Genomic DNA, 23598 nt, shown 5'->3' with positions numbered 1-23598 from the left:
TGCCTCAGTCTGGTTTGGCGTTGATATGCCAATGATAAGCGAGTTTGTTTCCTGCCATCTCAGGAAAAGAGGCGGATAAGGCATCTTACTCCAGAGCATTAACTTGGCGGACAGCCTGGCAAAAACTTATTCGATCAACTGGTTTTTGATCGCATAGTGCGTCAATTCGGCACTGTTTTTCAGTTTCATCTTGACAAGCAGGCGCGAGCGGTATTCGCTGATGGTCTTTACCGACAGCGACAATTCCTTGGCGATCGCGCCGACCGTCTTGCCCGAGGCGATCATGGTCAGGGTCTGGTATTCGCGGTCCGACAAGGTGTCGTGCAGCGGCGTGTCGTGGTTTTCGCCGACCGCGCTGGCCAGTTCCTGGGCCAGCGCCGCGCTCACGTACTTTTGCCCGGCGGCCACCTGGCGGATCGCCGTGACCAGCTCGCGCGGGGCGCTCTGCTTGGTCAGGTAGCCGGCCGCACCGGCTTTCAGCGAGCGGATCGCGTACTGGTCTTCGCGGTGCATCGACAGCATCAGCACGGCCAGCTCGGGATGCTCCTTCTTGACCAGTTTGAGCACCTCGATGCCGCTGCGGTCGGGCAGGGAGATGTCGAGCAGCATCACGTGGCACCTGGCTTTGCGGATGTGCTTGATTGCGTCGACGCCATCCTCGGCCTCGCCGGCGACGATGATGTCGGGCGACTCGGCCAGGATTTGCTTCAATCCTTCGCGCACGATCGCATGATCGTCGGCGATGAACACCCGGATGGTGGCTTTGTCGGTCATGGTGCTTCTGCTTCGCTTACGTGGTCGGGGTCGTTATCGCCCGCCGGCGCGGCGGGGCTCTCACTCGCCATTATCGTCGCTTTGGCCGAACTGAGCCGGATTTTGATGGTCACCACCGTGCCGCCGCCCGGCGCGTGCGCCAGGGTCATGGTGCCGCCCAGCGCCTGGGCCCGTTCGCTCATGCCGCGCAGGCCGAACGATTGCGGTTTCTGGCGGTCGGCCTGGGCGATGCCGGCGCCGTTGTCGGCAATCGTCAAGACGATGTGCTGGCGCAGCAATTGCAGGCGCACCGCGACCCGGCTGGCGTGGGCGTGCTTGGCGATATTCGTCAGCGCTTCCTGGAAGATGCGGAACAGCGCGGTCGCGTGGTCCAGGTGCAGGTCGATTTCCTTCTCGGTGCAGCTAAAGCTGCAGGCGATGCCGTTCTGCTTTTCGAATTCCTTGATCTGCCATTCGAGCGCGGCATTGATGCCGAAGTCGAGCATCGACGGGCGCAGGTCGAGCGAGATGCGGTGCACCGCGTCGATGGTGCGGTCGACCAGCGAATCGACATAGGCGGCCCGTTCGGCCAGCTGCGGCTGGTCGGGTGGCAGGCGCTGGGTCAGCATCATCAGGGCCATCTTGATGGCGGTCAGGTTGCCGCCCAGGTCATCGTGGATTTCGCGCGCGATGCGGGTGCGTTCCTGCTCCTTGACGTGCTCCATGTGCGCCGCCAGTTCGGCCAGGCGCGCGCGCGAACGGGTCACTTCCAGCTGTTCGAGCTTGCTGGCGGTGATGTTGGTCATCACCCCTTCCCAGTGCACGCCGCCCGCCTGCTCGGGCATGGGGCGCGGGGACGAGCGCAGATTGATCCATTTCTGGTCCTTGTATTCGTGGATCCAGACCCGTCCCTCCCAGTTCCAGCCCGACAGGCTGGCGGCCGAGGCATGCATGGCGTCGAGGTAGCTCTTGCGGTCTTCCGGCACGATCAGGTCGATGAAGCGCTGCGGCTCGGCCTGCAGTTCGGCGGCGGACAGGCCGAGCAGGGCGGCGCAGCCGTCGCTGACATAGGGAAAGGCCACGCGGCCGTCCGCATGCAGTTCGAACTGGTACACCAGTGCCGGGGTGTTGCTGACGAACGCTTTCATGGCGTGGGCGATGGTGGGTGGAACGGGACTCATCTGGACTCGGCAGGGGAAACAATGCCTGGAATCATACGGGAAAACGGCCCAGTCCGGCAGCATGCGCGTGCGCGTGCGCATCGGGCTTCGGTACAATAGGCCCATGAAAAAGATCCTGTCCGCCGTGCTGCTGTGCCTGTCCATCCCGCTGTGCCAGGCGGCCGATCCGCGTTACACCGTGGTGACGGTCGACCCGGCGCGCCAGGACCTGCGCCTGTTCCTCAACGACGAGGCCGGCCAGCCCTTCAAGGGCTTCGCCCGCCTGCAGGCGTGGCTGCAGGGGCGCAAGCAGCGCCTGGTGTTTGCCGTCAACGCCGGCATGTACCATCCGGGCTTTGCGCCGGTGGGCCTGCATGTGGAAAACGGCAAGGAGCTGGCGCCGCTCAACCTGGATGATGGCAGGGGCAATTTTTTCATGAAGCCGAACGGCGTGTTCGTGCTGGGCAAGGGCGGAGCGGCGGTGGTCGCCTCGTCCGACTATCCGGCGTACGCGGCCAGGGCCGTGGAGGTGCGCCTGGCCACCCAGTCCGGTCCGATGCTGGTGATCGACGGCCAGCTGCATCCGCGCTTCGATCCCGACTCGCCGTCGCGCTACGTGCGCAACGGCGTCGGCGTGGCCGATGGCAAGGCGATTTTTGTGATCAGCAACGTACCGGTCACCTTCCACGAATTCGCCACTTACTTCCGCGACACCTTGCATTGCAAGAATGCACTGTATCTGGACGGCTCGATCTCGAGCCTGTTCTCGAGCGCACTGGGGCGCGCCGACGCCGCAGCACCGCTGGGGCCGATACTCGGCGTGGTCGAGTAAGGCGCCCGGCGGGCCGGAAAATCAGGCCTTGCGAATCTTGTCGCGCCGATTCCGGCGTGCAACGCCGCCCACCACCAGCAGGCCGGCCAGCAGCATGCCATAGGTCTCCGGTTCAGGCACGGCGGAGGGGTAATAGCTAAAGTCGGTATAGGTGCTGGCCGACAGCTGTCCGGTCCCGACGCCCGTTCCGCTATCGAGCATGCCTCGCAGGAATTCGCTGCCCGCCCCCGCGCTGCCCTCCAGCGCGGACGTGAAATGTTCGTAGCCAGCTACCCCATTGATCGTGCTCGACATATAGCCGTTCAGGGTGGCGCTGGTGTACGGTCGCGTTATCCCTTCTTGCTGGACATTCACATTGGCCTCGGCCGTGAACAGCAGCCTGGTCGACGGCGACAAGATGAAGTTGAGGTTCTGGGTCGTTGAACCGCTCATGTTCAAGCTCCCTGCGCGTGGCGCCGGGCCGAGATGCACCTCGGCGCGCATGCTGGCCGGACCGTTGTTCAAGCTGCCGCCGCCGTAGGTGAACACCTTGTCGACGCTCTCGAACCCGGACGACGTAACGAAATCGTACTTGTCGCTGGGATAGGGGTAGGAGGTGAGGCGGCCGCTGGCGCTGGTGCTGGTGAACGTAATGCTCGGGCTGATGTTGTCGGTCAGGTCCAGGTCGATCAGCTCGAACCTGATATTGTTCAGGCTGGCGGTAGCGTTGCCATAGGCGGCCTGGGCGGGTGCGCAGGCCAGCAGGCCGGCTGCAACCAGGCTGGCGACGATCTTGAGTGGATGGGCAAGCATGGCATTCTTTCGTTGAGGATGGCGCTGCCCGGCCATGGCGGCCGGGTCGGAAGGGTGGGGGCGGGGCCGCTTCATGCAGCCGGGTCCGCAGCGGCCTTGCGGCGGCGGCGCGCGGCGGCGCCCAGCACGAAAGTGCCCGCGAGCAGCATGGCGTAGGTGGACGGTTCCGGCACGGGGGTGACCGGTCCCATCAGGTAAGAGTCGGCCAGGAGCGTGAATTCGCCTTTGCGTGCCTTTGAATCCGATATCAGCGAGCCGTACAGATTCACGGTGGCCGAGCCCGAGCCGTAGCCGAGCTCGTAGTTTTTGCTGAATTGTTTCGGCCGCCACGTGCCCTCGTCGCCAGACAGGGAACCTCGCATGTGGACCTGGCTTCCGCTCAGGTAGAAGCGGCCATCGAGTTGCTGCTCGACCTTACCGACGGCGGTGAGAATCAACTCGGTATTCGGGCTCAGGATGAACTCGGTGACGCGGGTGCCCCGGCTACTGAATCTCAGTTGAGTGTCATCGTACGGCACCGTATGGGTCATGCTCGCATGCGCGAGCAGGGCGCTATCGGAGAGCGTGCCGCCGGCCGAGCCCAACGGACTCACGAACGAGGTGCTTCCCGATGCGTTCAGTTGCTGGCTTTGTCCGCCGGCTGCGGTGTAGAGCGAGCGGACGTCGGTGCCGAAGGTGATCGAGGCATCGATGCCATCGTTCAGGTCGAGGTCGACAAGCCGGTACTGGAATTGCTCGATGCTGGCGGACGAGGTGCTGGTGTTGGCCTGGGCCGGCGCCCAGGCGGCGGCCAGCGCGGCCAGGGCGCACAGGGTGCGTTTGTTAATATATTGATGCATGCTTGCCTTTGGGAGCTGGTGAATCTGCCGACAGCCGGCAGAATGTTGACTAGAATACATGATGGCGCAGCGGTTTCGCATGCTTTTTATGTAACACCGCATGCATGCATGCATGCATGCATGTCATGCCGTGACGGCCAACAGGCGCACTTCGAAGCCGCAGCCCTTGCCGGCCAGGCCGTCGACCAGCCGGACCTCGCCCCCCAGGCGCGCGCAAGCTTGCCGGACGATCGCCAGGCCCAGGCCCGAGCCCGGGGTATCGTGTCCGCGCCCCCGGTAAAAGCGCTCGAAAATGTGCTGGCGCTGGTCTGGCGCAATGCCGGGCCCGTCGTCGGCGATCCACAACAGCAGGTGCGCGCCGTCGCGCCGCAGGCCGACCTGCACGCAGCCGCCGGGCGGCACATAGCGCAGGCTGTTTTCGAGCAGGTTGATGACGATCGAGTGAAAGGCGGCCACGTCCACCGGCCACTCCAGCCTGTCGGGCGCCTCGAGCGAGAGTTCCATGCGGCGCGCCAGGGCCCGCTTCATTTGCTGCGCCAGCAACTGGCGCACGCAGCCGGCCACGTCGACCAGTTCGCGCGTGGCGGGCGCCATCTCGTCGAGCGTGGCCAGTTCCAGCAGTTGGCCGCTCAGGTGCGAGGCGCGCGCGATGGCCAGCTTCAGATGCGCTTGCGCCTGCTGGCGTTCGGCCGGGTCGGCCGCGCGCGCCATGACATGCGCCTGGGTCGAGATCACCGCCATCGGCGTGCGCAGTTCGTGCGCCGCATCCTCGATGAAGGCGCGTTCGCGCTGCGCCTTGCTGCGCAACCTGGCCAGCAGTTCGTCCAAAGCCGCCACCAGCGGGCGCAATTCGCGGTAGCCGGGGTCGATCCCGATCGGCGAGAGGTCGTCGCGCGGGCGCGCGGCGACGCGCCCGGCCAGCATGCGCAAGGGCCGCAAGCCCTGGTGCACGGCTATCCATAAAGGCAAGACGACACAGGGCAGGGCAATGAGCAGGTAGGGAAGCAGGCCGGCGCCCAGAGCGCCCAGCGTGGCCCCCCGCGCCGCCTTGGGTTCGGCGATGCGCAGCGACCAGCCGGGCGCGTCATGCTGGTAGATCCAGAAGGCCTCGCCGGCGCCGCCCGCATCCGGTCCCGGCGCCGACGCGTACAGCACCCGGCCCTGGCGGTCGCGCAGTTCGAACACCAGCTCGCCCGGCAACTGCCCGGCATCGCGCCGCACCCGGTTGAGCCAGGTTGCGGTTGTGACTACCGCCGCCCTGACCTGCTCCGGCGAATCGAGTTCGAGCAGGGCCACCGACAGCGCCGCGCCGATCTTGTGCACGCCCGTTTCCTGGCCGGTTTCTTGTCCGAGCAAGACGTATTCGTAGGCCAGCAGCATGCACCACACCAGCACGAAGGCCATGCCCAGCGCGCCGAGCACGCGCCGCGCCAGGGTCGGACGCGGCCACAGCCTCATGGCAGCAGCACGTAGCCGATGCCGCGCGCGGTGTGGATGCGTTCGGCGCCGATCTTGCGCCGCAGGTTGGACATGTGTACTTCGATGGCGGCGAAATCGACCGGCTCGCCGAGCGGTTCGAGCCGTTGCGCCAGGGCGCCCTTGGCCACCACCGTGCCCGGTTCGCGCGCCAGCTCCAGCAACAGCTGGAATTCGCGCGGCGACAGCTTGAGCGCCTGTCCATCGAGCTGCGCCAGACGGCGGCGGGGCTCGATCGTCAGGGACCCGATGGTCCATTGTTCGCTGGCCTGGCGCGCATAGCGCCGCAGCACTGCGCGCACGCGCGAAATCAATTCTTCGGTGGCAAACGGTTTGACGATCACATCGTCGGCCCCGCCGTCCAGGCCGGCGAGCCGGTCCGCCAGGCTGGAACGCGCCGTCATCACGATCACCGGCACCGCGCTGGCAGCGCGGCGCCAGCGCGCCAGCAGCTCGAAACCGCAGCCATCGGGCAGGGTCAGGTCGAGCAGCACGCAGTCGACCGCGGCGCCATGAAAACCCGGGGGCGCATCGGCGGCGCGGCGCAGCCATTCGCTGCTGATGCCCTCGGCCCGCAGTGCGCCTTGCAGGGCACGCCCGAAATCGAGATCGTCTTCAATGAGGAGTAGGTGCATGCGCCGATTATACCGAGCGCTACCTTAATGCCAGCCAAAGGCCGCGCCGGCGCCGGTCTTTGGGAATCGTAAAGGTTGGCGTTTGCATAATGCACTTGCCGCCTGCCTTGCCAGGCGCACAGTCGACCTTACCCGCCATGTTCGCTCACTTACCGGAGGCACGATGCCATACGCAATCCCCTTGACCCGCTTTTCACTGCCCAGCCTGCTACCCGGCGCCGCGCTGGCCCTCCTGCTGGCAGGCTGCGGCGGTTCTTCTTCCCAGCCAGCCCAGCCTTCCCAGCCCGCCACGGACAACAGCGTCGCCGGGCGCGGCGCGCTGCTGCGCAATTCGCCCACGCGCCTGCTGACGCTGGACGTGGCCGGCGTGCTCGCGCAACTGGCTCCATTCGGCTCAAAATTGCTGGAGGTGGCCGGCGTCCCCAGGTGCGGCATCGATGTTCTGCATATTGCGTACAACACGGTCGGGGCGGCGGGCGAGCCGACCACGGCGTCGGCCGCGCTGATGGTGCCGAGCGGCGCCGATCCCGCCTGTAGCGGCGCCCGTCCGCTGGTGCTGTACGGCCATGGCAGCTCGTTCCAGCGCAAGCTGAACATGGCCGATCTCACGGACCTGGGCAACGAAGGCGCGGGCAGGGCCAGCACGCCGGCCGCCCTGTACGCGGCGCAGGGCTACATCGTGGTCGCGCCCAACTATGCGGGCTACGACAGTTCGGCGTTGAACTACCATCCGCACCATATCGCCGAGCAACAAGCGAAGGACATGATCGACGCCCTCGCCGCCGCGCGCACGGCGCTGGCGCAACTGCCACGACCGGTCGCCGGAAACGGCAAGCTGTTTATCACCGGCTATTCCGAAGGCGGCTACGCGGCCATGGCCACCCACCGCGCCATGCAGGCGGCCGGCATCGCGGTGACGGCGTCGGCGCCGCAAAGCGGCAGCTACGCCGAGAGCCTGGACTACGAGGCGCTCGGAACGCGCGGCGCACTGGACGAGCTCGGTGGGTTTTCGCTGTCCACCCAGCTTCAGCTGGTCATGCAGATCACGGCCTGGCAAAAAGCCTACGGCAATCTGTATGCGGCGCCGACGGAGGTGTATTCCCCCGTCTACGCCGGGGCGATGGAAACCCTGCTGCCGTCGACCGGCTCGTTGAATACGCTGGTGGCCGATGGCAAATTCCCGGCGTATTTCCTGAGCAACGAGATGGCCCATTACGCCGGCCTCGACGCCGCGCAAAAGGCCTACTTCGGCACCCCGGCGCACAGCCTGATGAACGCCGCCTACCTGGGCCGCGTGCTGGCCGACATCGGCGCCAATCCCTGTCCGGTGACGTCGGCGCTGGCGCCGCTGGCATGCGCGCCGGCCAATCCGATGCGCGCCGCCTGGCTCAGGAACGACTTGCGCACCTGGACGCCAAGCGCGCCGATGCTGCTGTGCGGCGGCAACGGCGATCCGGAAGTCAGTTTCGCGCACGCGCGCCTGACGCACGCCTACTTTCAAGCCCACGGCGGCACGGCGCAGCTGCTCGACGTGGACTCGCCGGCTGGCGCGAACGATCCGTATGCGCGCCCGAAGACGATCTTTGCGCATATCAGACAGGCGCTGATCACCAACGGCGAGGATCCGGACACGGTCGACAACTACCATGGTTTCTCGGCCAGGGTGGCGTGCGAACTGGCGGCACGCGATTTCTTCAGCCGCTTCTAGCCGGGTCGGGGAAGGGCGCGCACCGGACTGCGGCTTTCCTTGGAAGAAGTGTTGGGAGTATCCCCGGCCGCAGGGGGGCGGATTGGCAACCCCCCGTGGTCCCGCAAATGGTGATTTGAACTAAAAGATATGAACGCCGTGCCCCTTGGCGCAGCTCAGCGTCGCCGCGCGCGCCACCTGGCGGCGAAGCGGCGCAGGATGCGGGTCGGGCGCAGGCTGTGGCGCCCGCCCTTGGCCCGCCGGCGCCAGGCCGCAATCGCCCGGCGCCAGCGCGCCCGCAGGCCCAGCACGCTGCGGCTGGTGCGCCGGTACGCCAGGGTGGCCTTGAGCGCGCCCACCCATTTGTCCTTGAAGGCCATGAACACGCCATGCCAGCGCGCAAACCACGCCAGGGTCAACAGGCTGGGCAGGGTCAGCGCGTACAACCGCGTGACCGCCGCCGCCCCGCCGATCTTGGCCAGCACCATCGCCAGCACGCCGGTGACCACGTGGCCGTCGGCAATCGCGAGCAGGGCCAGCAATTTCACCGGAAACAGCAAGATGGCCGGCAGCACGAAGGCGCACAGGGCCGCGTACGGCGGCAGCGCCCGGATGCGCGCATCGAGCCCGCGCACCAGCGGCCAGCCGGCGATGACGGCGCCGAGGCGTTTGCCGCTATCCCACAGCCATTCTTCCAGCAGCAAGATCAGCGCCGCCACGTACAGCAGCGGGGCGAGCAGGCGCGAGCGGGTGCGCTTGGGTCGAGTCATGGTCCTCCCTTTGATTTCATGATACGTGAAAAGATTGCCTGCGCCAAAAACGGGTATCGCCCGGACAGGATGCGCGCGCGCCATTACAATGGACCGCATGAATAAAGCATTTGTCAAAGAATCGGATAACGACGACGAGGAAGCCATTGCGCTCGCGCAAGCAATTCCTGCGGGCGCCAAGAATTACATCACCCCGGCCGGCTACCAGCGCATCAAGGATGAGCTGCTGCAACTGATCGACGTCGAGCGGCCCGAGGTGGTCAAGGTGGTGCACTGGGCGGCGTCCAACGGCGACCGTTCCGAAAATGGCGACTACATTTACGGCAAGCGGCGCCTGCGCCAGATCGACGGGCGCATCCGCTTCCTGACCAAGCGCATGGATTCGGCCGCCGTGGTCGATCCGAGCGTTCAACATGGCAACGACCAGATCTTTTTCGGCGCCACTGTCACCTACTGCAACAGCGCGGGCGAGGAGCACGCCGTGACCATCGTCGGCATCGACGAGCTCGATCCGCTGAACGGCAAGATCAGCTGGGTCTCGCCGGTGGCGCGCGCGCTGACCAAGGCCAGGGAAGGCGATCTGATCACCCTGCAGACGCCGCTCGGTCCCGACGAGCTCGAAGTGCTCAGCGTGCACTATCCGGCCCCCGCCGCGGACTGATTTTTCATTTTAGCGAGTTGCCGATGTCGATTTCCCATGCCACTTTCAACCACGCACTCCGAATACCGCTGGCCGCCGAAGTCCATTCGCGCCCCTCGCTGCGCCTGAACGGCCCCGAAACCCTGACCCACCTGGCCGTGTACGCGCGCCACGAGGACGACGCCGAGGCGCACCAGCTGGCCTCGCAAAACCAGTTGCTGGCCGGCCTGTGCCAGCATTTCGGGGTGGCTCCGCCACATCCGGAAGCGCGCTACTTCTTCCATGATTTCGGCAGCTTTCGCCTGCAATGGGAGTCGCACACCGAGTTTTCGACCTACACCTTCGCCGAACGGCGCGCCCATCCGGTCGCGCCCGAGCACGCGTTCGAGCAGGTGCCGCTGCGCCATGTTCCCGATGAATGGCTGCTGGCGCTGGAAGGCAAGGTCATGGCCGCCACCCACGTTACCTTGCAGCAGGTGAGCGCCTCGCTGACCGAAATGCGCCAGGTGTTTGCCGGCAACCTGCTGGTTGGCAGCGACAGCCAGAATTTCGCCAAGGTGTGGACCGATTTCGCGATTGCGCCGGACGGCTTCGGCAGGGTGGTGATCCAGGACCTGGGCATGCAGTACCAGCAGGCCGGACGGCTGGTGCAGCGGGTGCTGGAAATCGAAACCTACCGCATGATGGCGCTGCTTGGTTTGCCGCAGGCGCAGCTGGCGGCGCCTGTGCTCAACGGCATTGAGGCCGAGCTGGCGCGCTTGTCGGCCGGCATGAGCGATGGTGGCGATGCGCTGCCGGGTGCGCTGGCCGGTACGCCCGGCGCACCCGATGACGAGCGCGAATTGCTGCACAAGATCACGGTGCTGGCGGCGCGCATGGAAAAGCTGGCGCTGGAAAACAGCTACCGCTTTGCCGCCTCGAAGGCGTATTACCGGCTGGTGCAGGCGCGCATCGACGAATTGCGCGAAACGCGCATTCCGGGCGTGCCGACCATCCGCGAATTCATGGACCGGCGCCTGGCCCCGGCCATGAACACCTGCGAGTCGACCGAGCGGCGCCAGCAGGCGCTGGCCGAGCGCATCGGGCGCAGCAACGACCTGCTGCGCACGCGCGTGGGCATCGTGCAGGAGCAGCAGAACCGCCGCATCCTCGAGTCGCTCAACGCCCGCGCGGCGCAGTAGTTGCGCTTGCAGCAGGCGGTCGAGGGCTTGTCGGTGGTGGCTATTTCGTATTACTCGATTGGACTGATCGCGTATGCCGGCAAGGCCATGAAGGCGGCCGGCGTGCCGCTCAATCCCGACCTGCTGACCGGCGCGGCCATGCCGGTGATGCTGGCCGTGGTGTGGCTGGGGCTGCGGCGCATGCATCACCATGTGAGCCGCTGACGTCATTCATCATGATGTCGATGGCGGGTTCGTGGCCGACAGTTGAATCCGAAACCAGCTTGCGAACGAATAAGAGATCAGTTCCGATGTTGTCTCATCGGCCCCTTTTTCGATCACAGGCCCATCCATGCATGATTTTCGACTCGTCCGCCGCCCCTTGGGCGCCTTGCTGCTGGGCGCCTCCGCCCTGGTCCACGCCGGGGAAGCCGCCGAACCCGTGCCCCAGGTGGTGGTGGCAGCCTCGCGCGTGAGCCAGCTCGGCGTGGCCGACTCGGCCAATGCGGGCGTGGTCACCCAGCAGCAACTGGCGGCGCGCTCGGTGTACCGCCCTGGCGAATTGCTGGAAGCGACGCCCGGCCTGATCGTCAGCCAGCACAGCGGTGAAGGCAAGGCCAACCAGTTCTACCTGCGCGGGTTTAACCTCGACCATGGCACCGACCTGCGCACCACCGTCGACGGCATGCTGGTCAACCAGCGCAGTCACGCCCACGGGCAGGGCTGGACCGACCTGAACTTCCTGATTCCCGAACTGGCCAACCGGCTGGAATACCGCAAGGGCCCGTACTACGCCGACGAGGGCGACTTCGCCGCCGCCGGCGCGCTGGCGGTGCGCTACGCCGACACCTTGCCGGAAGGCCTCGCCAGCGTCGGCCTGGGCCAGAACGGCTACCGGCGCGCGCTGCTGGCCGATTCGCCCAATGTCGGCAATGGCAAGCTGCTGTATGCGCTCGAATCGTTCCATAACGACGGGCCGTTTACGCGCGGCGACGATTTCAACAAGCTCAACGGCGTGCTGCGCTACAGCCAGGGCGACGCCGCCAAGGGCGTCAATGTCACCGCCATGGCTTACCGCGCTGCTTGGCGTGCCAGCGACCAGATTCCGCGCCGCGCGGTCGATGACGGCCGCCTCGGGCGCTTCGACACGGTCGACGCCAGCGACGGCGGTGTGGCTCGCCGCTACAGCCTGTCCGGCGGCTGGCACGCCGCGTCAGAGGCGGGCGTGACCAGGGTCAATGCGTCGGTGGTGGCCAACCGGCTCGAACTGTATTCGAACTTCACGTATTTCCTGGACGATCCGGTCAACGGCGATCAGTTCAGCCAGCCCGACCGGCGCGTTACCAGCGCCGTCAACGCCGAGCACCGCTGGGGCAGCCACCGGGTCGGCTTTCAGTTCCAGAACGACAATATCCACAACGGCCTGTACGACACCGTCGCGCGCCGGCGCCGCGCTACCACGCGCGAGGATCATATCGTGGAAACCAGCGCCGCCGTGTTCTACGACAACAGCACGCGCTGGACGCCAATGTTCCGCAGCGTGGCCGGGGTGCGCGTCGACCACTATCGTTTCGATGTCGACAGCATCCTGCCCGAGAACAGCGGCCGCGCCAGCGCCAGCCGCGCCAGCCCGACCCTGAGCCTGATCTTCGGCCCGTGGAGCAAGACCGAGTTGTATCTGAACGCCGGTACCGGTTTCCACAGCAACGATGCGCGCGGCACCACCATCCGCACCGATCCGAAAAGCGGCGAGGCCAGCGAGCGCGTGACGCCGCTGGTCAAGGCCAAGGGCGTTGAAGTGGGCGTGCGCACCGAAGCACTTGCAGGGTTGCAGAGTTCGCTGTCGGTGTACCAGCTCGATGTCGATTCGGAACTGGTGTTCGTGGGCGACGCCGGCACCACCGAGGCCGGCCGGCCGAGCCGCCGCAGCGGGTTCGAGTTTTCCAATTACTACAAGCCGAACGCGTACATGAGCGTGGACGCCGACGTGGCGTTCGCGCGTGCGCGTTTCAGGAATGCCGATGCGGCCGGACGGCGCATTCCCGGCGCGGTGGAGGGCGTCGCCTCGCTGGCGCTGGCGCTCGACAACCTGGGGCCGTGGTTCGGTGCCTTGCAGCTGCGCTATTTCGGTCCGCGTCCGTTGATCGAAGACAACGGCGTGCGCTCGCGCTCGACGACCACCTTGAACGGGCGCATCGGCTACAAGCTGGGCAAGCGCCTCAAGCTCGAACTGGAAGGCTTTAACCTGGCCAACCGGCGCAGTTCGGCGATCGATTATTTCTATGAATCGCGCCTGCAAGGGGAAGACGAGGCGGTGGAGGACATCCATTTCCATCCGACCGAGTCGCGCTCGTTCCGGCTGACCCTCAGTTCGGCGTTTTAAGGCGTGCGCGCGGCAAGGCTGATAGACTGGAGGAAAATGCCCTACAGAACAGGAATAGTCCATTAACCAACATCCCAACCGCGCGCTTGGCGACGCCCTGAGCGCCCTGCGCATTGCCACGGCCGACCGTCACGCCGTGCTCGACAGCGGCATGCCGCTGGCCCGGCCGGACGCCGGCTTGCAGCATTACAGCGACCATTTGTCCATGCTGCGGCGCTGGCTGGCGCCCCTGGAGGCGTGGCTGGGGCATTACGCCGATGGTCCGCAGGGCGAGCCGGGTTTGCCGGCGGTGGCGCGGGTGGCGCTGATCGATGCCGACCTGGCCGATCCGGCGCTGGCCGCGGTGCGTGCCGATGCGCGGCCGGCGGACCATACCGTGTGGCCGGATGGGGCCAGCGTGGCCTACCGCTGGGGCGTGACCTACGTGATCGAAGGGTCGCAACTGGGCGGGGCGGTGCTGTATCAGCGCCTGGCGGGACCGCTGGCGCCGCATCCGCTGCGCTATCTGCGCAGTGGCGCGGAAGGCCCGGGCCCGCGCTGGCGCAACTTTATGCTGGCGCTGAGGGAAAACGTGAAAAGCGAAGGGGAGATTGCGGACGCGTGCCGGGGGGCGTGTGATGCGTTTGACCGGATTCTGGCGATGCGGTAGCTTTAAGACCTTTCGCTACACGCCAAACCGTCATTCCCGCCAAGGGGGCCGCCCAGGCCGGGAATGACGGTTTCAAAGTCAGCGCAGAAGGCCAGCGACACATTCGGCGCAGCTGAAGTACGGCTGACGTACGGCCAAGCGACTTTAATTGCGCTCCCGCTCCACCCTGGTCACCCCGACCACGCGCCGCAGATTCCTGATCAAATGCGCCAGATGCACGCGGTCCTTGATCTGGATCGTAAACCGCAGCTGCGTCATGACGTGTTCTTCATCCTCGTCCATGCCCACATACGAAATGTTCGCATCGGACTCGCCGATCTCGGCCGCCACGCGCGCCAGGATGCCTTTTTCATTATTGATCAGCAGCCTGATCCGGCAGTCGAAGCGGCGGTTCAACTCCCCGCCCCACTGCACGGCGATCCAGCGGTCCGGCTCCTTGCCGCGCAGGCGCTTGGCGCTGGCGCAATCGCTGGTATGCACGATCAAGCCCTGGTCGCGCCGCAGCTGGCCGATAATCTGGTCGCCCGGAATCGGCAGGCAGCACGGCGCCAACTGCACCGACACGCCTTCGCTGCCATAAATGGTAACCGGATCGAGCTCGCCCGGGGTGGCGTTCGGATTGGCCGGCAAACTCACCAGGTCGTCATCGACCAGGCCGAAAATATGCCGCGCCACCAGTGCCGCCATGCGCTTGCCGATCCCGATGTCGGCATACAGCTCATCCATCGACTTGGCCGACGATTCGTTGAGCAGCTTCTCGACCGCCGGTTCCGGCAGATCGGGCTGGATATTCAGGGCGGTCAACGCCTGCGCCAGCAACTCGCGCCCCAGTTCGACCGACTCGTTCAGGTTGATTGTGCGCAGATGATGGCGGATCGCCGACCGCGCCTTGCCGGTGCGCACGAACGCCAGCCACGTCGGGCTCGGCTTCGAATCCGGATTGGTCACGATCTCGACAATGTCGCCATTGCGCAACTCGGTGCGCAGCGAGGCCGGCTCGTTGTTGATCTTGACCGACACCGTATGGTCGCCGATGCCGGTGTGAATCGTGTAGGCGAAGTCGAGCGCCGTGGCGCCGCGCGGCAGGGCGATGATCTTCGACTTCGGCGTGAACACGTACACCGAGTCCGGGAACAGGTCGACCTTGACGTGCTCCAGGAACTCGGCCGAGTCGCCGGTCTGCTGCTGGATGTCGAGCAGCGACTGCAACCAGGCGTGCGTTTTCTGCTGCAAGTCCGACAGGTTCGCTTCGCCATTCTTGTACAGCCAGTGCGCCGCCACGCCGGACTCGGCGGTGCGATGCATTTCCTGGGTGCGGATCTGGAACTCGACCGGGGTACCGTACGGGCCGATCAGGGTGGTGTGCAGCGACTGGTAGCCGTTGAGCTTGCGGATCGCGATGTAATCCTTGAACTTGCCCGGCATCGGCTTGTACAGGCCGTGCAGGGTGCCCAGCGCCACGTAACAATTGGCGAAGCTGTCGACCACCACCCGGAAACCGTACACATCGAGCACCTGCGAGAACGACAGATGCTTGCTGCGCATCTTCTTATAGATGCCGTACAGGGTCTTTTCGCGCCCGTACACCTCGGCCGGCAGCTCGGCCGTGGCCAGGGTGCTCTTGACCGATTCGAGGATCTTCTTGACCACTTCGCGGCGGTTGCCGCGCGCCGCCTTGACCGCCTTGGACAGGGTGCGGTAACGCACCGGGTACAGGTGCGAAAACGCCAGGTCCTGCAATTCGCGGTAAATATTGTTCAGGCCCAGGCGGTGCGCGATCGGCACGTACACTTCCATGGTCTCCGACGCAATGCGGCGCTTCTTGGCCGGCGTCATGTGCTCGAGCGTGCGCATATTGTGCAGGCGGTCGGCCAGCTTGATGAGAATCACGCGCACGTCGGACGCCATGGCCAGCAGCATCTTGCGGAAGTTTTCCGCCTGCGCTTCGATCAGGGTCTGGAATTCGATTTTTTCGAGCTTGGACAGGCCATCGACGAGGCTGGCGACGGGGGCGCCGAAGCGCTCGATCAGCTCATCCTTCTTGACGTCCTGGTCTTCCATCACATCGTGCAGCAGCGCGGCCATGATGGCCTGGGCGTCGAGCTTCCAGTCGGCGCAGATTTCAGCCACGGCGATGGGATGGGAAATATACGGTTCGCCCGACTTGCGGACTTGTCCAAGGTGCATCTCGTCGGAAAAACGATACGCTTCCTTGACCTTTTTGAGTTCGGAGGGGGTGAGGTACTCGGAGAGCTTGGCCGATAAGTGCGAGACCGATGCCACGCCCGGAACGGGAGCGACAGGGACCTCGGCCTCTTGCGCCTTGGTGGCGGCGCGCGCAGACCGGGTCTTGGGTGTGCCTGAGAGTGTCGTATCCGGAGGAGTCAGATTCATACGCAAAGTCAATCAGCCGAAATGTGAAAAAAGTAAATCAGGATGGCTTGTTGACACCGTTCGGGCACGAAATAACTAATTACATCGGAACCTTTTTCAGCATCTCGATACCGACCTTGCCGGCAGCGATTTCACGCAGGGCGACAACGGTTGGCTTGTCCTTGGCTTCCACCTTCGGAGTGTGGCCTTGCAACAACTGACGGGCGCGATAAGTTGCGGCCAGGGTCAGTTGAAAGCGGTTAGGGATGTGCTTCAAGCAATCTTCAATGGTAATGCGGGCCATGTATTTTCCTCAATATGACGGTGTGTGCCGTGTCACGATTGTTGCGCATGGATACCCAGTTGGGCAAATAGCGAGGCGTTACGCGCAGCTTGTTGTGCAAAACGGCTGCGTGTCGCTCTGACAATCGCGCTCATCTCTGACAAGGCGACGTTGAACTCTTCATTGATAATAACATACTCGAACTCGGGAGCGTGAGCGATCTCGCCGCCGGCGGCCAGCAGGCGGCGCGTGATGACGTTCTCTTCGTCCTGGCCGCGCTTGTAGAGGCGCTCTTCAAGTGCGGCGATCGAGGGCGGCAAAATGAAGATGCCGGCGGCGTCCGGAAACTGCTTGCGCACCTGGCGCGCGCCCTGCCAGTCGATTTCCAGAAGGATATCGGTGCCCAGTTTCATTTCCTTTTCGACCATCAGGCGCGAGGTGCCGTAGTAATTACCGTGCACTTCGGCCCATTCGAGGAATTCCTCGCGGCCGGCGCGTTCGACAAAGTCCTCGGCGGTGGTGAAATGGTACTCGCGGCCATCCTGCTCGCCTGGGCGGGGAGGGCGCGTGGTGGTCGAGATCGACAGCTTGATGCCCGGTTCCTGCGCCAGCAGCGCGTTGACCAGGGTCGATTTGCCGGCGCCGGAGGGGGCGGCGACGACGAACAGGCTGCCGGAAAAGCCGGCAATGGTGATTGGCATAGTGTGCTTTCGTGTGACGATGCGTAGTATGGGCAGCGCATGGGCTGCCGCGAGTCGCGATGCGACCGACTGAAACGCACGCAAAGAGTTCATTTTACCAAACAGGCCGGCCTTCAGGCGTTGAAGATATACGTCAAGCGCCTGACGGGACCGGTCCTGCGGCAAGCGCTTTTCCCGCCCCGCAGCTTCAGCCAAACGTGGCGCCTGCGCGATTGGCAAAATAGCGCGCCGGCGAATCGCCAAAGCTGCGGCGGAACATCGCGATGAAATTGCTGGGCGTGGCATAGCCCAGTGCATCGGCCACCACGGCCACCGCTTCGCCCTGCGCCAGGCGTTCCAGCGCATGCGTCAAGCGGGCTTGCTGGCGCCACTGGGCGAAACTGATGCCGGTCTCGGAGCGGAACAGGCGGCTCAGCGTACGGGCCGACAGTCCGGCCCAGCTCGCCCATGCGTCGAGCGTGCGGTCATCCTTCGGCTGGTCAAAAATGGCGCTGGTGATGCGCAGCAGGCGCCGGTCTTGCGGCATCGGCAAATGCAGCGCTTCATGCGGGGCATGCCGCATCTCGTCGAGCAATACCGCGATCACGCGCTCCTGTTCCGCTTCCAGCGTGTGTTGGGCGGACCAGGAGACCGCACGCCGCACCAGCGCACGCATCAGTTCGCTGATGCCGATCACGCAGGGATGCCTGGGCAGTTCGCGGGCCGCTTCGGGTGTGATCAACAAACTCCATCCGCTCATCGCGCCGTTGACGCTGACCTTGTGCGCCTCACCGGGCGGTATCCAGCCGGCCCGATTCGGCGGCGACAACCAGGAACCATGGACGGTGCGCATGTGTACCAGGCCGCTTTCCACGCAAAACACCTGTCCTCGCACATGGGTATGCCAATCGTATTCGCGCGTGCCGAGACGGAATTCATTGCCGGCCTTGTCCTCGCCCCGGATCGCGACCAGCGCGGGTCCGTCGCAGCGCTCGCTGATATTGGCAGGAGCGGTGGTTTGTTCATCTGAAACTGACATGGCCGGATCTCATTATATTTTGTCCAAACAACGTTATCAGTGTCTGCGGCTGCTGTCCAATACTGTTGCCTGTGACAGGACATGGTGTCCTCCCTATTTCTCAACCAAGCCCAACAGGAGTTGTTCATGAGTGCGTCCGCTCCGGTGTCTGCTGTCGCAGCACCTTCCCTGATTCATCCCCACATTCCGCTGTGGGTCGCCGTCTTCATTGCGTGCGTTGCCTCCTTCATGGTGGTCATGGACGGCGCCATCGTGAACGTGGCTTTGCCGTCGATGCAGGCCGATTTGCATCTCTCCAGGCTGCAATTGCAATGGGTGGTCGACGCCTATCTGCTCAGCCTCGGCGGCTTCATGCTGCTGGCGGCGCGTGCCAGCGACCTGTACGGCCGCAAGCGCGTCCTGCAATCGGGTCTGGCCATCTTTACCCTGGCCAGCCTGGTGGGCGGCCTGGCGACCAGTGGCACCACCTTGCTGGTGGCGCGCGCGGTACAGGGCTTTGGCGCCTCGGCTCTGGCGACCTCCACCCTGGCCGTGATCGTCGCGGTCTATCCAACCGGCCCGGCGAAGGCCAAGGCGATCTCGCTGTGGGCGGCGTCGAGCGCGATTGCGTCGGCCATCGGTGTCGTGATCGGCGGCGTATTGACGGCGGGGATGGGGTGGCGCTGGGTGATGTTCGTAAACGTTCCGATCGGTCTCGCCCTGATCGCCGGCGTGGCCTTGTGCATGCAGCCGGCCAGGGCCGGCACGCAGCGGCCCAAGCTCGACGTGTGGGGCGCCATCAGCATTACGCTGGGAATGGGCGCCCTGATCCTGGGGATCTCGCAAGCGGTCAATCTGGGCTGGGATTCCCGTACCGTGCAGGGCATACTGCTTACGGCGGCGCTGTTGCTGGCCGCTTTTGTAGTCATCCAGGCCAGGACGGCGCACCCGCTGATCCGCCTCGATATCTTCAGATTGCCGAGCGTGCGCATGGGGAATATCGTGGTGCTTGGCCTGGGCGCTTCCCTGACCGCGTCGACCTTTTTCCTGTCGATCGTGCTGCAGCAGATTGCTGGCTATAACGCGCTCGACACGGGCCTGGCGCTGCTGCCGATGGGGATCACGCTGGCGATCGCGGCGATCGTGTCGCGGCCCTTGATGGATTGCGGCGTGCGGGGTTTGCCCTTTTTCGGGGGCATGATCAGCGCCGCCGGCCTGACCTGGCTGGCCAGGCTGCCGCTCGACGCCAATTACGTCGCCGATGTGCTCGGGCCTACACTGCTGATCGGCCTGGGACTGGGGCTGATGCTGATGACGGCAACCCATACGGCGCTGGCCGCTGTGCCGCCGAAGGAAGCCGGCCTGGCGTCAGGACTGTTCAATACCGCACGCCAGCTTGGCGCCGCGCTCGGCATCGCCGGCCTGTCGACGCTGGCGCATACGGTGGCCAGAAACTCGGCGGATGTTCTTGCTCTGGCGCAACTGCAGGGCTATCACGCCGCCTTTCTCGCCACGGCGGCGCTGAGTGCGCTTGCCGCGCTCGCTTCCCTGACCTTGCGCAAGCTGGAACAAAGCTAAGAGAAGCGGCGCGCCGGGCTACTCCAGGTTCTGCACCTGCTCGCGCATCTGCTCGATCAGGAGCTTCAATTCCATCGACGCATCGGCCAGTTCCTTGACCGATGCCTTGGCGCCCAGGGTATTGGCTTCGCGGTTCAGTTCCTGCATCATGAAGTCGAGCCGTTTGCCGACCTGCCCGCCCTTTTTGAGGATATGGCGCGTCTCGGTCAGGTGCGCCGACAAGCGCGACAATTCTTCCGATACATCGATCCGGATCCCGTACAGGGTCACTTCCTGGCGGATCCGTTCGAACGCTTCCTGGCGCGTGAGCGTGGATGGCGTGCCGTGCCCGGCCAGGCCCAATGCATCCTGCATGCGCTCGACCGCCTTTTGCTGGAACTGCGAGATCACCTGCGGAATGAGCGGCGTGATGCGCTTGACGATGACATCCATCGCATCGATGCGCGAGACCAGCATCGCTTCGAGCGCCGCGCCTTCGCGCCGGCGGCTGTCGACGAAGGCCGCCACGGTGGTGGCGGTCAGCGCGGCCACGTCGGCCTGCAGCGATTCCTGGCCAACCTGGGCTTCCTCGACCACGCCGGGCCAACGCAGCAGCTCGGCCACCGTCATCAACGGCGCCGACACAAAATGCTTGGTCACTTCGTTCTGCAGACGCGCCAGATCGGCCAGCATGGCCGCGTTGAGCGCCTGCGAGCCACCGGCGACCTTGCGCCCGAAAGAGAGGCGAGCCTCGACCTTGCCACGCGTGATGGCGGCCATGATCGCGGCGCGCAGGTCCGGTTCAAGCGCGCGCAACTCGTCGTTGATGCGGAACTGCAGGTCCAGAAAGCGCGAATTAACGCTCTTGATTTCAATTGTAAGGGTGCCCGCCGCGCCTTCGCTGGTGGCCACCGCGTAACCTGTCATGCTAGAAATGCTCAATGGAGTCCCCGGTATTTTTATCTTTTCTTTACAAAGCCGTGATTTATCCACACAATCGCCGTGTTAAGCAAGGAACACACTCTGATGGCTGCACAAAATAACGCCCCCCTGCCCGATGGACTTGAAATTGCCGGATATCGCATTGTAAAGAAAATTGCGTCCGGTGGGTTCAGTATTGTATATCTCGCTTATGACGCCGAGGGGAACGCGGTCGCCATCAAAGAGTACCTGCCGAGCTCCCTCGCTTTGCGGCAACCTGGCGAGCTGGTGCCGGTGATTTCGCCGCCCAACCTGCCCGTGTTCCGCATCGGCCTGAAGTGCTTTTTCGAGGAGGGCAGGGCGCTTGCGCTGATTTCCCACCCGAACGTGGTGCGGGTGCTGAACTTTTTCCGCGCCAACGACACCGTGTACATGGTGATGGGGTACGAATCGGGTCACTCGCTGCAGGAACACATCGCCCGCCTCGGCAGCAAGGGCAGCCGCCTGTCGGAAGCCTTCATCCGCCAGATTTTCCTGGGCGTGTGCGGCGGCCTGCGCGAAGTGCACGCCAACAAGCTGCTGCACCTGGACCTGAAACCGGCCAACATCTACCTGCGCACCGACGGCTCGCCGATCCTGCTCGACTTCGGCGCCGCGCGCCAGACCATCAACGCCGACATTCCCAAGCTCACGCCGATGTACACCCCGGGCTTCGCCCCGCCGGACCTGTACTCGAAGACGGCGGCGTTGGGACCGTGGTCGGATATTTACAGCATCGGCGCGACCATCTTCGCCTGCATGGCCGGCGCGCCGCCGCAGCCGGCCGACCAGCGCAAGACCGAAGACAAGATGCCGGGCTATTACGCCAAGCTCGAAGGCAGCTTTTCGCCGGCCTTGATCAGCATGGTCAAGAACTGCCTCGACATGGACCCGCTGGCGCGTCCGCAAAGCCTGTTCGCGCTGCAAAAGGAACTGGCGCTGCCGCCGCCCAAGAAGCCGGAAGCGCCGCGCGGGCTCGAGAAGATCGGCGGCCAGGTACGCGGCCTGGTCGACCGCCTGGGTAGTTTCGGCCGCAAAAAAATCAACGATAAAAAAACCTGATCCAGAAAGACTATTATGCAATTTTCCGTTTATCAGGAAAGCCAGCTCGGCGGCCGCAAGGTCAACCAGGACCGGATGGGATACAGCTTCACGCGCGACGCGCTGCTGCTGGTCCTGGCGGACGGCATGGGTGGCCACCTGCGTGGCGAAATGGCCGCCGCCATCACCTTGCAAACCATGTCGAGCATGTTCCAGCAGCACGCCACGCCGTATGTACGCAAGCCGGAGCGTTTTCTTGAAGAGGCGTTCCTCGAAGCGCACGATGAAATCCATCGCTACCGCATCGCCAACAACATGCCCGACACGCCGCGTACCACGGTGGTGGCCTGCCTGATCCAGCACAACACCGCGATCTGGGCCCACTGCGGCGACTCGCGCCTGTACTGGCTGCGCCGCGGGCAGATTCTGGGCCGCACGCGCGACCACTCGCACATCGAGCACCTGATCGCCCAGGGCCTGGCCGATCCGGCCGAACGCGCAACCCATCCGGACCGCAACAAGCTGTATAACTGCATCGGCGCCAGTTCGCTGCCGAAGATCGAAGTCTCGCGCCAGGTCAGCCTGTTGACGGGCGACGTGGTCATGCTGTGCTCCGACGGTTTGTGGTCGATGCTGCCGGACGAAGAGATTGTCCATCGCCTCTCGACCCAGACCATCGTGCGCGCCATTCCCGACATGATCAGCACCGCGATCACCATTGGCGGCGACACCTGCGACAACACGACCGCGCTGGCGATCATGTGGCAAGGCTCGCCCGAAGTGGAAACGGCGGGCGTGAACACCGACGGCAGCGCGGCGGTCATTTCGACCATGATGCTGCCCGAGAACCTGGTCAGCACCACCATCCTGAGCGCCCCGGAGCCGGAACAGCCGCTCGAAATCGACGCCTTCAACGACGACGAAATCGAAAAGGCGATTGCCGAGATCCGCGACGCCATTGAAAAATCATCCCAAGTACTCAAGTAAGGTAATACATGACATTTGAATCACGTCCGAGCGGCCGCGCCGTCGACCAGCTGCGCGACATCGTCCTGACGCGCCAGTACACCAAGCATGCCGAAGGATCGGTCCTGATCGAGTGCGGCGACACCAAGGTCATTTGCACGGCCAGCATCGAAGAGAAGGTGCCGGGCTTTTTGAAGGGCAAAGGGCAGGGCTGGCTGACGGCCGAATACGGCATGCTGCCGCGTTCGACCCACACGCGCATGGACCGGGAAGCGGCACGCGGCAAGCAGAGTGGCCGCACGCAAGAGATCCAGCGCCTGATCGGCCGCTCGCTGCGCGCCGCGTTCGACCTGGAAGCGTTCGGGGAACGTACCCTGAACCTCGATTGCGATGTGATCCAGGCCGATGGCGGCACGCGCACGGCGTCGATCACCGGCGCCATGGTGGCCGCGTATGACGCGTTCAGTAAACTGGCGGCCAGCGGGGCGATTCCTAAGGTGCCGGTGAAGAGCTTCGTGGCGGCGATTTCGGTCGGCGTGTACAAGGGCATGCCGGTGCTGGACCTTGACTATGTCGAAGATTCGGGCTGCGACACGGATATGAACGTGGTGATGACCGAAGCCGGGCACTTTATCGAAGTGCAGGGCACGGCCGAAGGCGCCGCGTTTGATCGCGCGGGGATGAACCGTTTGCTCGATCTGGCGCAGGCCGGGATTGCGGACATTATCGCCTTGCAGAAGAAAAGCCTCGGTTTGTAAGCTGCGGCCAGGTAGTGCATCCTTGACCCTACGTCCTTTTAGCCGTCGTCCCCGCCTTCGCGCTATGCTATGCCCACATTTTTGCAAGTTTCCAGCCGTGCACCATGCTGTCGAAGCGCTGTAGCCCATGCAGCATGGTGATCGGTCCCGGTTTTGCTTCGCTGGCATAGCCGGTCCATCCTCCTA

21 protein-coding genes and 1 pseudogene are annotated in these 23598 nt (G+C 64.6%); 10 read left to right on the top strand and 12 right to left on the bottom strand.

Translation table 11 applies throughout. The features are described from left to right. Nucleotides 1-126: 126 nt before the first annotated feature. Nucleotides 127-774, bottom strand: coding sequence for a response regulator (locus F1609_RS30785; RefSeq protein WP_167081178.1), 648 nt, complete (start codon nucleotides 772-774; stop codon nucleotides 127-129). Next, entirely contained in the window at nucleotides 771-1934 is a 1164-nt protein-coding gene (locus tag F1609_RS30780) for a sensor histidine kinase (RefSeq protein ID WP_167081175.1), read from the bottom strand. The genes F1609_RS30785 and F1609_RS30780 overlap by 4 nt, the downstream gene beginning before the upstream one ends. A 103-nt stretch (nucleotides 1935-2037) precedes the next feature. On the opposite strand from F1609_RS30780, the gene F1609_RS30775 reads away from it, so the two are divergent. Continuing rightward, nucleotides 2038-2745, top strand: a complete 708-nt coding sequence (locus F1609_RS30775) for a phosphodiester glycosidase family protein (RefSeq protein WP_167081173.1) — start codon at nucleotides 2038-2040, stop codon at nucleotides 2743-2745. A gap of 21 nt (nucleotides 2746-2766) precedes the next feature. Here F1609_RS30775 and F1609_RS34920 read toward each other — a convergent pair whose 3' ends face one another. The 4 genes from F1609_RS34920 to F1609_RS30755 form a co-directional block, all read right to left on the bottom strand. Continuing rightward, nucleotides 2767-3537, bottom strand: coding sequence for a PEP-CTERM sorting domain-containing protein (locus tag F1609_RS34920; protein WP_229422151.1), 771 nt, complete (start codon nucleotides 3535-3537; stop codon nucleotides 2767-2769). Between the two features lie 71 nt (nucleotides 3538-3608). Continuing rightward, a complete protein-coding gene (locus tag F1609_RS30765) occupies nucleotides 3609-4376 on the bottom strand; it encodes a PEP-CTERM sorting domain-containing protein (RefSeq protein ID WP_167081171.1) in 768 nt (255 codons plus the stop codon). A 123-nt stretch (nucleotides 4377-4499) separates the two neighbouring features. Beyond that, on the bottom strand, nucleotides 4500-5834 hold the full coding sequence (locus F1609_RS30760; protein WP_167081169.1) for a sensor histidine kinase: 1335 nt from the start codon (nucleotides 5832-5834) through the stop codon (nucleotides 4500-4502). Further along, nucleotides 5831-6487 (bottom strand): response regulator transcription factor, encoded by a 657-nt coding sequence (locus F1609_RS30755; RefSeq protein WP_167081167.1) that lies wholly within the window; start codon nucleotides 6485-6487, stop codon nucleotides 5831-5833. The genes F1609_RS30760 and F1609_RS30755 overlap by 4 nt, the downstream gene beginning before the upstream one ends. 163 nt (nucleotides 6488-6650) lie before the next feature. On the opposite strand from F1609_RS30755, the gene F1609_RS30750 reads away from it, so the two are divergent. Further along, on the top strand, nucleotides 6651-8195 hold the full coding sequence (locus F1609_RS30750) for an alpha/beta hydrolase family protein (RefSeq protein ID WP_167081165.1): 1545 nt from the start codon (nucleotides 6651-6653) through the stop codon (nucleotides 8193-8195). Between the two features lie 155 nt (nucleotides 8196-8350). Here F1609_RS30750 and F1609_RS30745 read toward each other — a convergent pair whose 3' ends face one another. Beyond that, a complete protein-coding gene (locus tag F1609_RS30745; protein ID WP_167081163.1) occupies nucleotides 8351-8944 on the bottom strand; it encodes a hypothetical protein in 594 nt (197 codons plus the stop codon). A gap of 97 nt (nucleotides 8945-9041) precedes the next feature. Here F1609_RS30745 and greB point away from each other — a divergent pair, with 97 nt between their 5' ends. The 4 genes and pseudogenes from greB (at nucleotide 9042) to F1609_RS30725 (ending at nucleotide 13776) form a co-directional block, all read left to right on the top strand. Continuing rightward, entirely contained in the window at nucleotides 9042-9605 is a 564-nt protein-coding gene (gene greB / locus F1609_RS30740; RefSeq protein ID WP_167081161.1) for a transcription elongation factor GreB, read from the top strand. Between the two features lie 23 nt (nucleotides 9606-9628). Next, nucleotides 9629-10969, top strand: a pseudogene (locus F1609_RS30735) (DUF3422 family protein). A gap of 127 nt (nucleotides 10970-11096) precedes the next feature. Beyond that, nucleotides 11097-13127 (top strand): TonB-dependent receptor, encoded by a 2031-nt coding sequence (locus tag F1609_RS30730; protein ID WP_167081159.1) that lies wholly within the window; start codon nucleotides 11097-11099, stop codon nucleotides 13125-13127. A gap of 151 nt (nucleotides 13128-13278) precedes the next feature. Further along, complete coding sequence (locus tag F1609_RS30725) at nucleotides 13279-13776, top strand: biliverdin-producing heme oxygenase (protein ID WP_229422150.1); 498 nt, start codon at nucleotides 13279-13281, stop codon at nucleotides 13774-13776. Between the two features lie 144 nt (nucleotides 13777-13920). Here F1609_RS30725 and F1609_RS30720 read toward each other — a convergent pair whose 3' ends face one another. From F1609_RS30720 to F1609_RS30705, 4 genes are all read right to left on the bottom strand, one after another. Beyond that, the gene (locus F1609_RS30720) at nucleotides 13921-16170 is read right to left on the bottom strand and encodes a RelA/SpoT family protein (RefSeq protein WP_167081157.1); all 2250 of its coding nucleotides are present in this window, start codon (nucleotides 16168-16170) and stop codon (nucleotides 13921-13923) included. Nucleotides 16171-16249: 79 nt separating this feature from the next. After that, the gene (rpoZ, locus tag F1609_RS30715) at nucleotides 16250-16453 is read right to left on the bottom strand and encodes a DNA-directed RNA polymerase subunit omega (protein WP_054264095.1); all 204 of its coding nucleotides are present in this window, start codon (nucleotides 16451-16453) and stop codon (nucleotides 16250-16252) included. Nucleotides 16454-16485: 32 nt separating this feature from the next. Beyond that, nucleotides 16486-17133: a guanylate kinase gene (gene gmk, locus F1609_RS30710; protein WP_167081155.1), complete on the bottom strand. Its 648-nt coding sequence runs from the start codon at nucleotides 17131-17133 to the stop codon at nucleotides 16486-16488. A 187-nt stretch (nucleotides 17134-17320) separates the two neighbouring features. Further along, nucleotides 17321-18151, bottom strand: coding sequence for an AraC family transcriptional regulator (locus F1609_RS30705; protein WP_167081153.1), 831 nt, complete (start codon nucleotides 18149-18151; stop codon nucleotides 17321-17323). 126 nt (nucleotides 18152-18277) lie between these two features. Here F1609_RS30705 and F1609_RS30700 point away from each other — a divergent pair, with 126 nt between their 5' ends. Next, entirely contained in the window at nucleotides 18278-19708 is a 1431-nt protein-coding gene (locus F1609_RS30700; RefSeq protein WP_167081151.1) for an MFS transporter, read from the top strand. Nucleotides 19709-19726: 18 nt separating this feature from the next. Here the strand turns inward: F1609_RS30700 and F1609_RS30695 are convergent, their stop codons facing one another. After that, on the bottom strand, nucleotides 19727-20614 hold the full coding sequence (locus F1609_RS30695; protein WP_166880619.1) for a YicC/YloC family endoribonuclease: 888 nt from the start codon (nucleotides 20612-20614) through the stop codon (nucleotides 19727-19729). Nucleotides 20615-20713: 99 nt separating this feature from the next. Here F1609_RS30695 and F1609_RS30690 point away from each other — a divergent pair, with 99 nt between their 5' ends. Genes F1609_RS30690 through rph form a run of 3 tightly spaced genes read left to right on the top strand, consistent with a single transcriptional unit; the run spans nucleotide 20714 to nucleotide 23412 of the window. Then, the gene (locus F1609_RS30690; RefSeq protein ID WP_167081149.1) at nucleotides 20714-21709 is read left to right on the top strand and encodes a serine/threonine protein kinase; all 996 of its coding nucleotides are present in this window, start codon (nucleotides 20714-20716) and stop codon (nucleotides 21707-21709) included. A gap of 15 nt (nucleotides 21710-21724) precedes the next feature. Next, complete coding sequence (locus tag F1609_RS30685) at nucleotides 21725-22675, top strand: PP2C family protein-serine/threonine phosphatase (protein ID WP_166880623.1); 951 nt, start codon at nucleotides 21725-21727, stop codon at nucleotides 22673-22675. An 8-nt stretch (nucleotides 22676-22683) separates the two neighbouring features. Then, nucleotides 22684-23412 carry a ribonuclease PH gene (rph, locus tag F1609_RS30680; protein ID WP_167081147.1) on the top strand — a complete coding sequence of 243 codons (729 nt, stop codon included), beginning with the start codon at nucleotides 22684-22686 and terminating at the stop codon, nucleotides 23410-23412. Nucleotides 23413-23598: the final 186 nt, after the last annotated feature.

This window comes from Massilia aquatica, from assembly GCF_011682045.1.
GTDB lineage: Bacteria > Pseudomonadota > Gammaproteobacteria > Burkholderiales > Burkholderiaceae_D > Telluria_A > Telluria_A aquatica.
This window is presented reverse-complemented; position numbering and strand designations above follow the sequence as displayed.

What these genes read in the sequence shown, in the direction of transcription:
- rpoZ (WP_054264095.1), bottom strand. Translation starts at nt 16,453, where the DNA reads ATGGCCCGCATTACCATTGAAGATTGCTTGAAGCACATCCCTAACCGC.
- F1609_RS30685 (WP_166880623.1), top strand. Translation starts at nt 21,725, where the DNA reads ATGCAATTTTCCGTTTATCAGGAAAGCCAGCTCGGCGGCCGCAAGGTC.
- F1609_RS34920 (WP_229422151.1), bottom strand. Translation starts at nt 3,537, where the DNA reads ATGCTTGCCCATCCACTCAAGATCGTCGCCAGCCTGGTTGCAGCCGGC.
- F1609_RS30730 (WP_167081159.1), top strand. Translation starts at nt 11,097, where the DNA reads ATGCATGATTTTCGACTCGTCCGCCGCCCCTTGGGCGCCTTGCTGCTG.
- F1609_RS30750 (WP_167081165.1), top strand. Translation starts at nt 6,651, where the DNA reads ATGCCATACGCAATCCCCTTGACCCGCTTTTCACTGCCCAGCCTGCTA.
- F1609_RS30720 (WP_167081157.1), bottom strand. Translation starts at nt 16,170, where the DNA reads ATGAATCTGACTCCTCCGGATACGACACTCTCAGGCACACCCAAGACC.
- F1609_RS30705 (WP_167081153.1), bottom strand. Translation starts at nt 18,151, where the DNA reads ATGTCAGTTTCAGATGAACAAACCACCGCTCCTGCCAATATCAGCGAG.
- greB (WP_167081161.1), top strand. Translation starts at nt 9,042, where the DNA reads ATGAATAAAGCATTTGTCAAAGAATCGGATAACGACGACGAGGAAGCC.
- F1609_RS30775 (WP_167081173.1), top strand. Translation starts at nt 2,038, where the DNA reads ATGAAAAAGATCCTGTCCGCCGTGCTGCTGTGCCTGTCCATCCCGCTG.
- F1609_RS30785 (WP_167081178.1), bottom strand. Translation starts at nt 774, where the DNA reads ATGACCGACAAAGCCACCATCCGGGTGTTCATCGCCGACGATCATGCG.
- F1609_RS30755 (WP_167081167.1), bottom strand. Translation starts at nt 6,487, where the DNA reads ATGCACCTACTCCTCATTGAAGACGATCTCGATTTCGGGCGTGCCCTG.
- F1609_RS30745 (WP_167081163.1), bottom strand. Translation starts at nt 8,944, where the DNA reads ATGACTCGACCCAAGCGCACCCGCTCGCGCCTGCTCGCCCCGCTGCTG.
- gmk (WP_167081155.1), bottom strand. Translation starts at nt 17,133, where the DNA reads ATGCCAATCACCATTGCCGGCTTTTCCGGCAGCCTGTTCGTCGTCGCC.
- F1609_RS30695 (WP_166880619.1), bottom strand. Translation starts at nt 20,614, where the DNA reads ATGACAGGTTACGCGGTGGCCACCAGCGAAGGCGCGGCGGGCACCCTT.
- F1609_RS30725 (WP_229422150.1), top strand. Translation starts at nt 13,279, where the DNA reads ATGCCGCTGGCCCGGCCGGACGCCGGCTTGCAGCATTACAGCGACCAT.
- rph (WP_167081147.1), top strand. Translation starts at nt 22,684, where the DNA reads ATGACATTTGAATCACGTCCGAGCGGCCGCGCCGTCGACCAGCTGCGC.
- F1609_RS30765 (WP_167081171.1), bottom strand. Translation starts at nt 4,376, where the DNA reads ATGCATCAATATATTAACAAACGCACCCTGTGCGCCCTGGCCGCGCTG.
- F1609_RS30780 (WP_167081175.1), bottom strand. Translation starts at nt 1,934, where the DNA reads ATGAGTCCCGTTCCACCCACCATCGCCCACGCCATGAAAGCGTTCGTC.
- F1609_RS30700 (WP_167081151.1), top strand. Translation starts at nt 18,278, where the DNA reads ATGAGTGCGTCCGCTCCGGTGTCTGCTGTCGCAGCACCTTCCCTGATT.
- F1609_RS30690 (WP_167081149.1), top strand. Translation starts at nt 20,714, where the DNA reads ATGGCTGCACAAAATAACGCCCCCCTGCCCGATGGACTTGAAATTGCC.
- F1609_RS30760 (WP_167081169.1), bottom strand. Translation starts at nt 5,834, where the DNA reads ATGAGGCTGTGGCCGCGTCCGACCCTGGCGCGGCGCGTGCTCGGCGCG.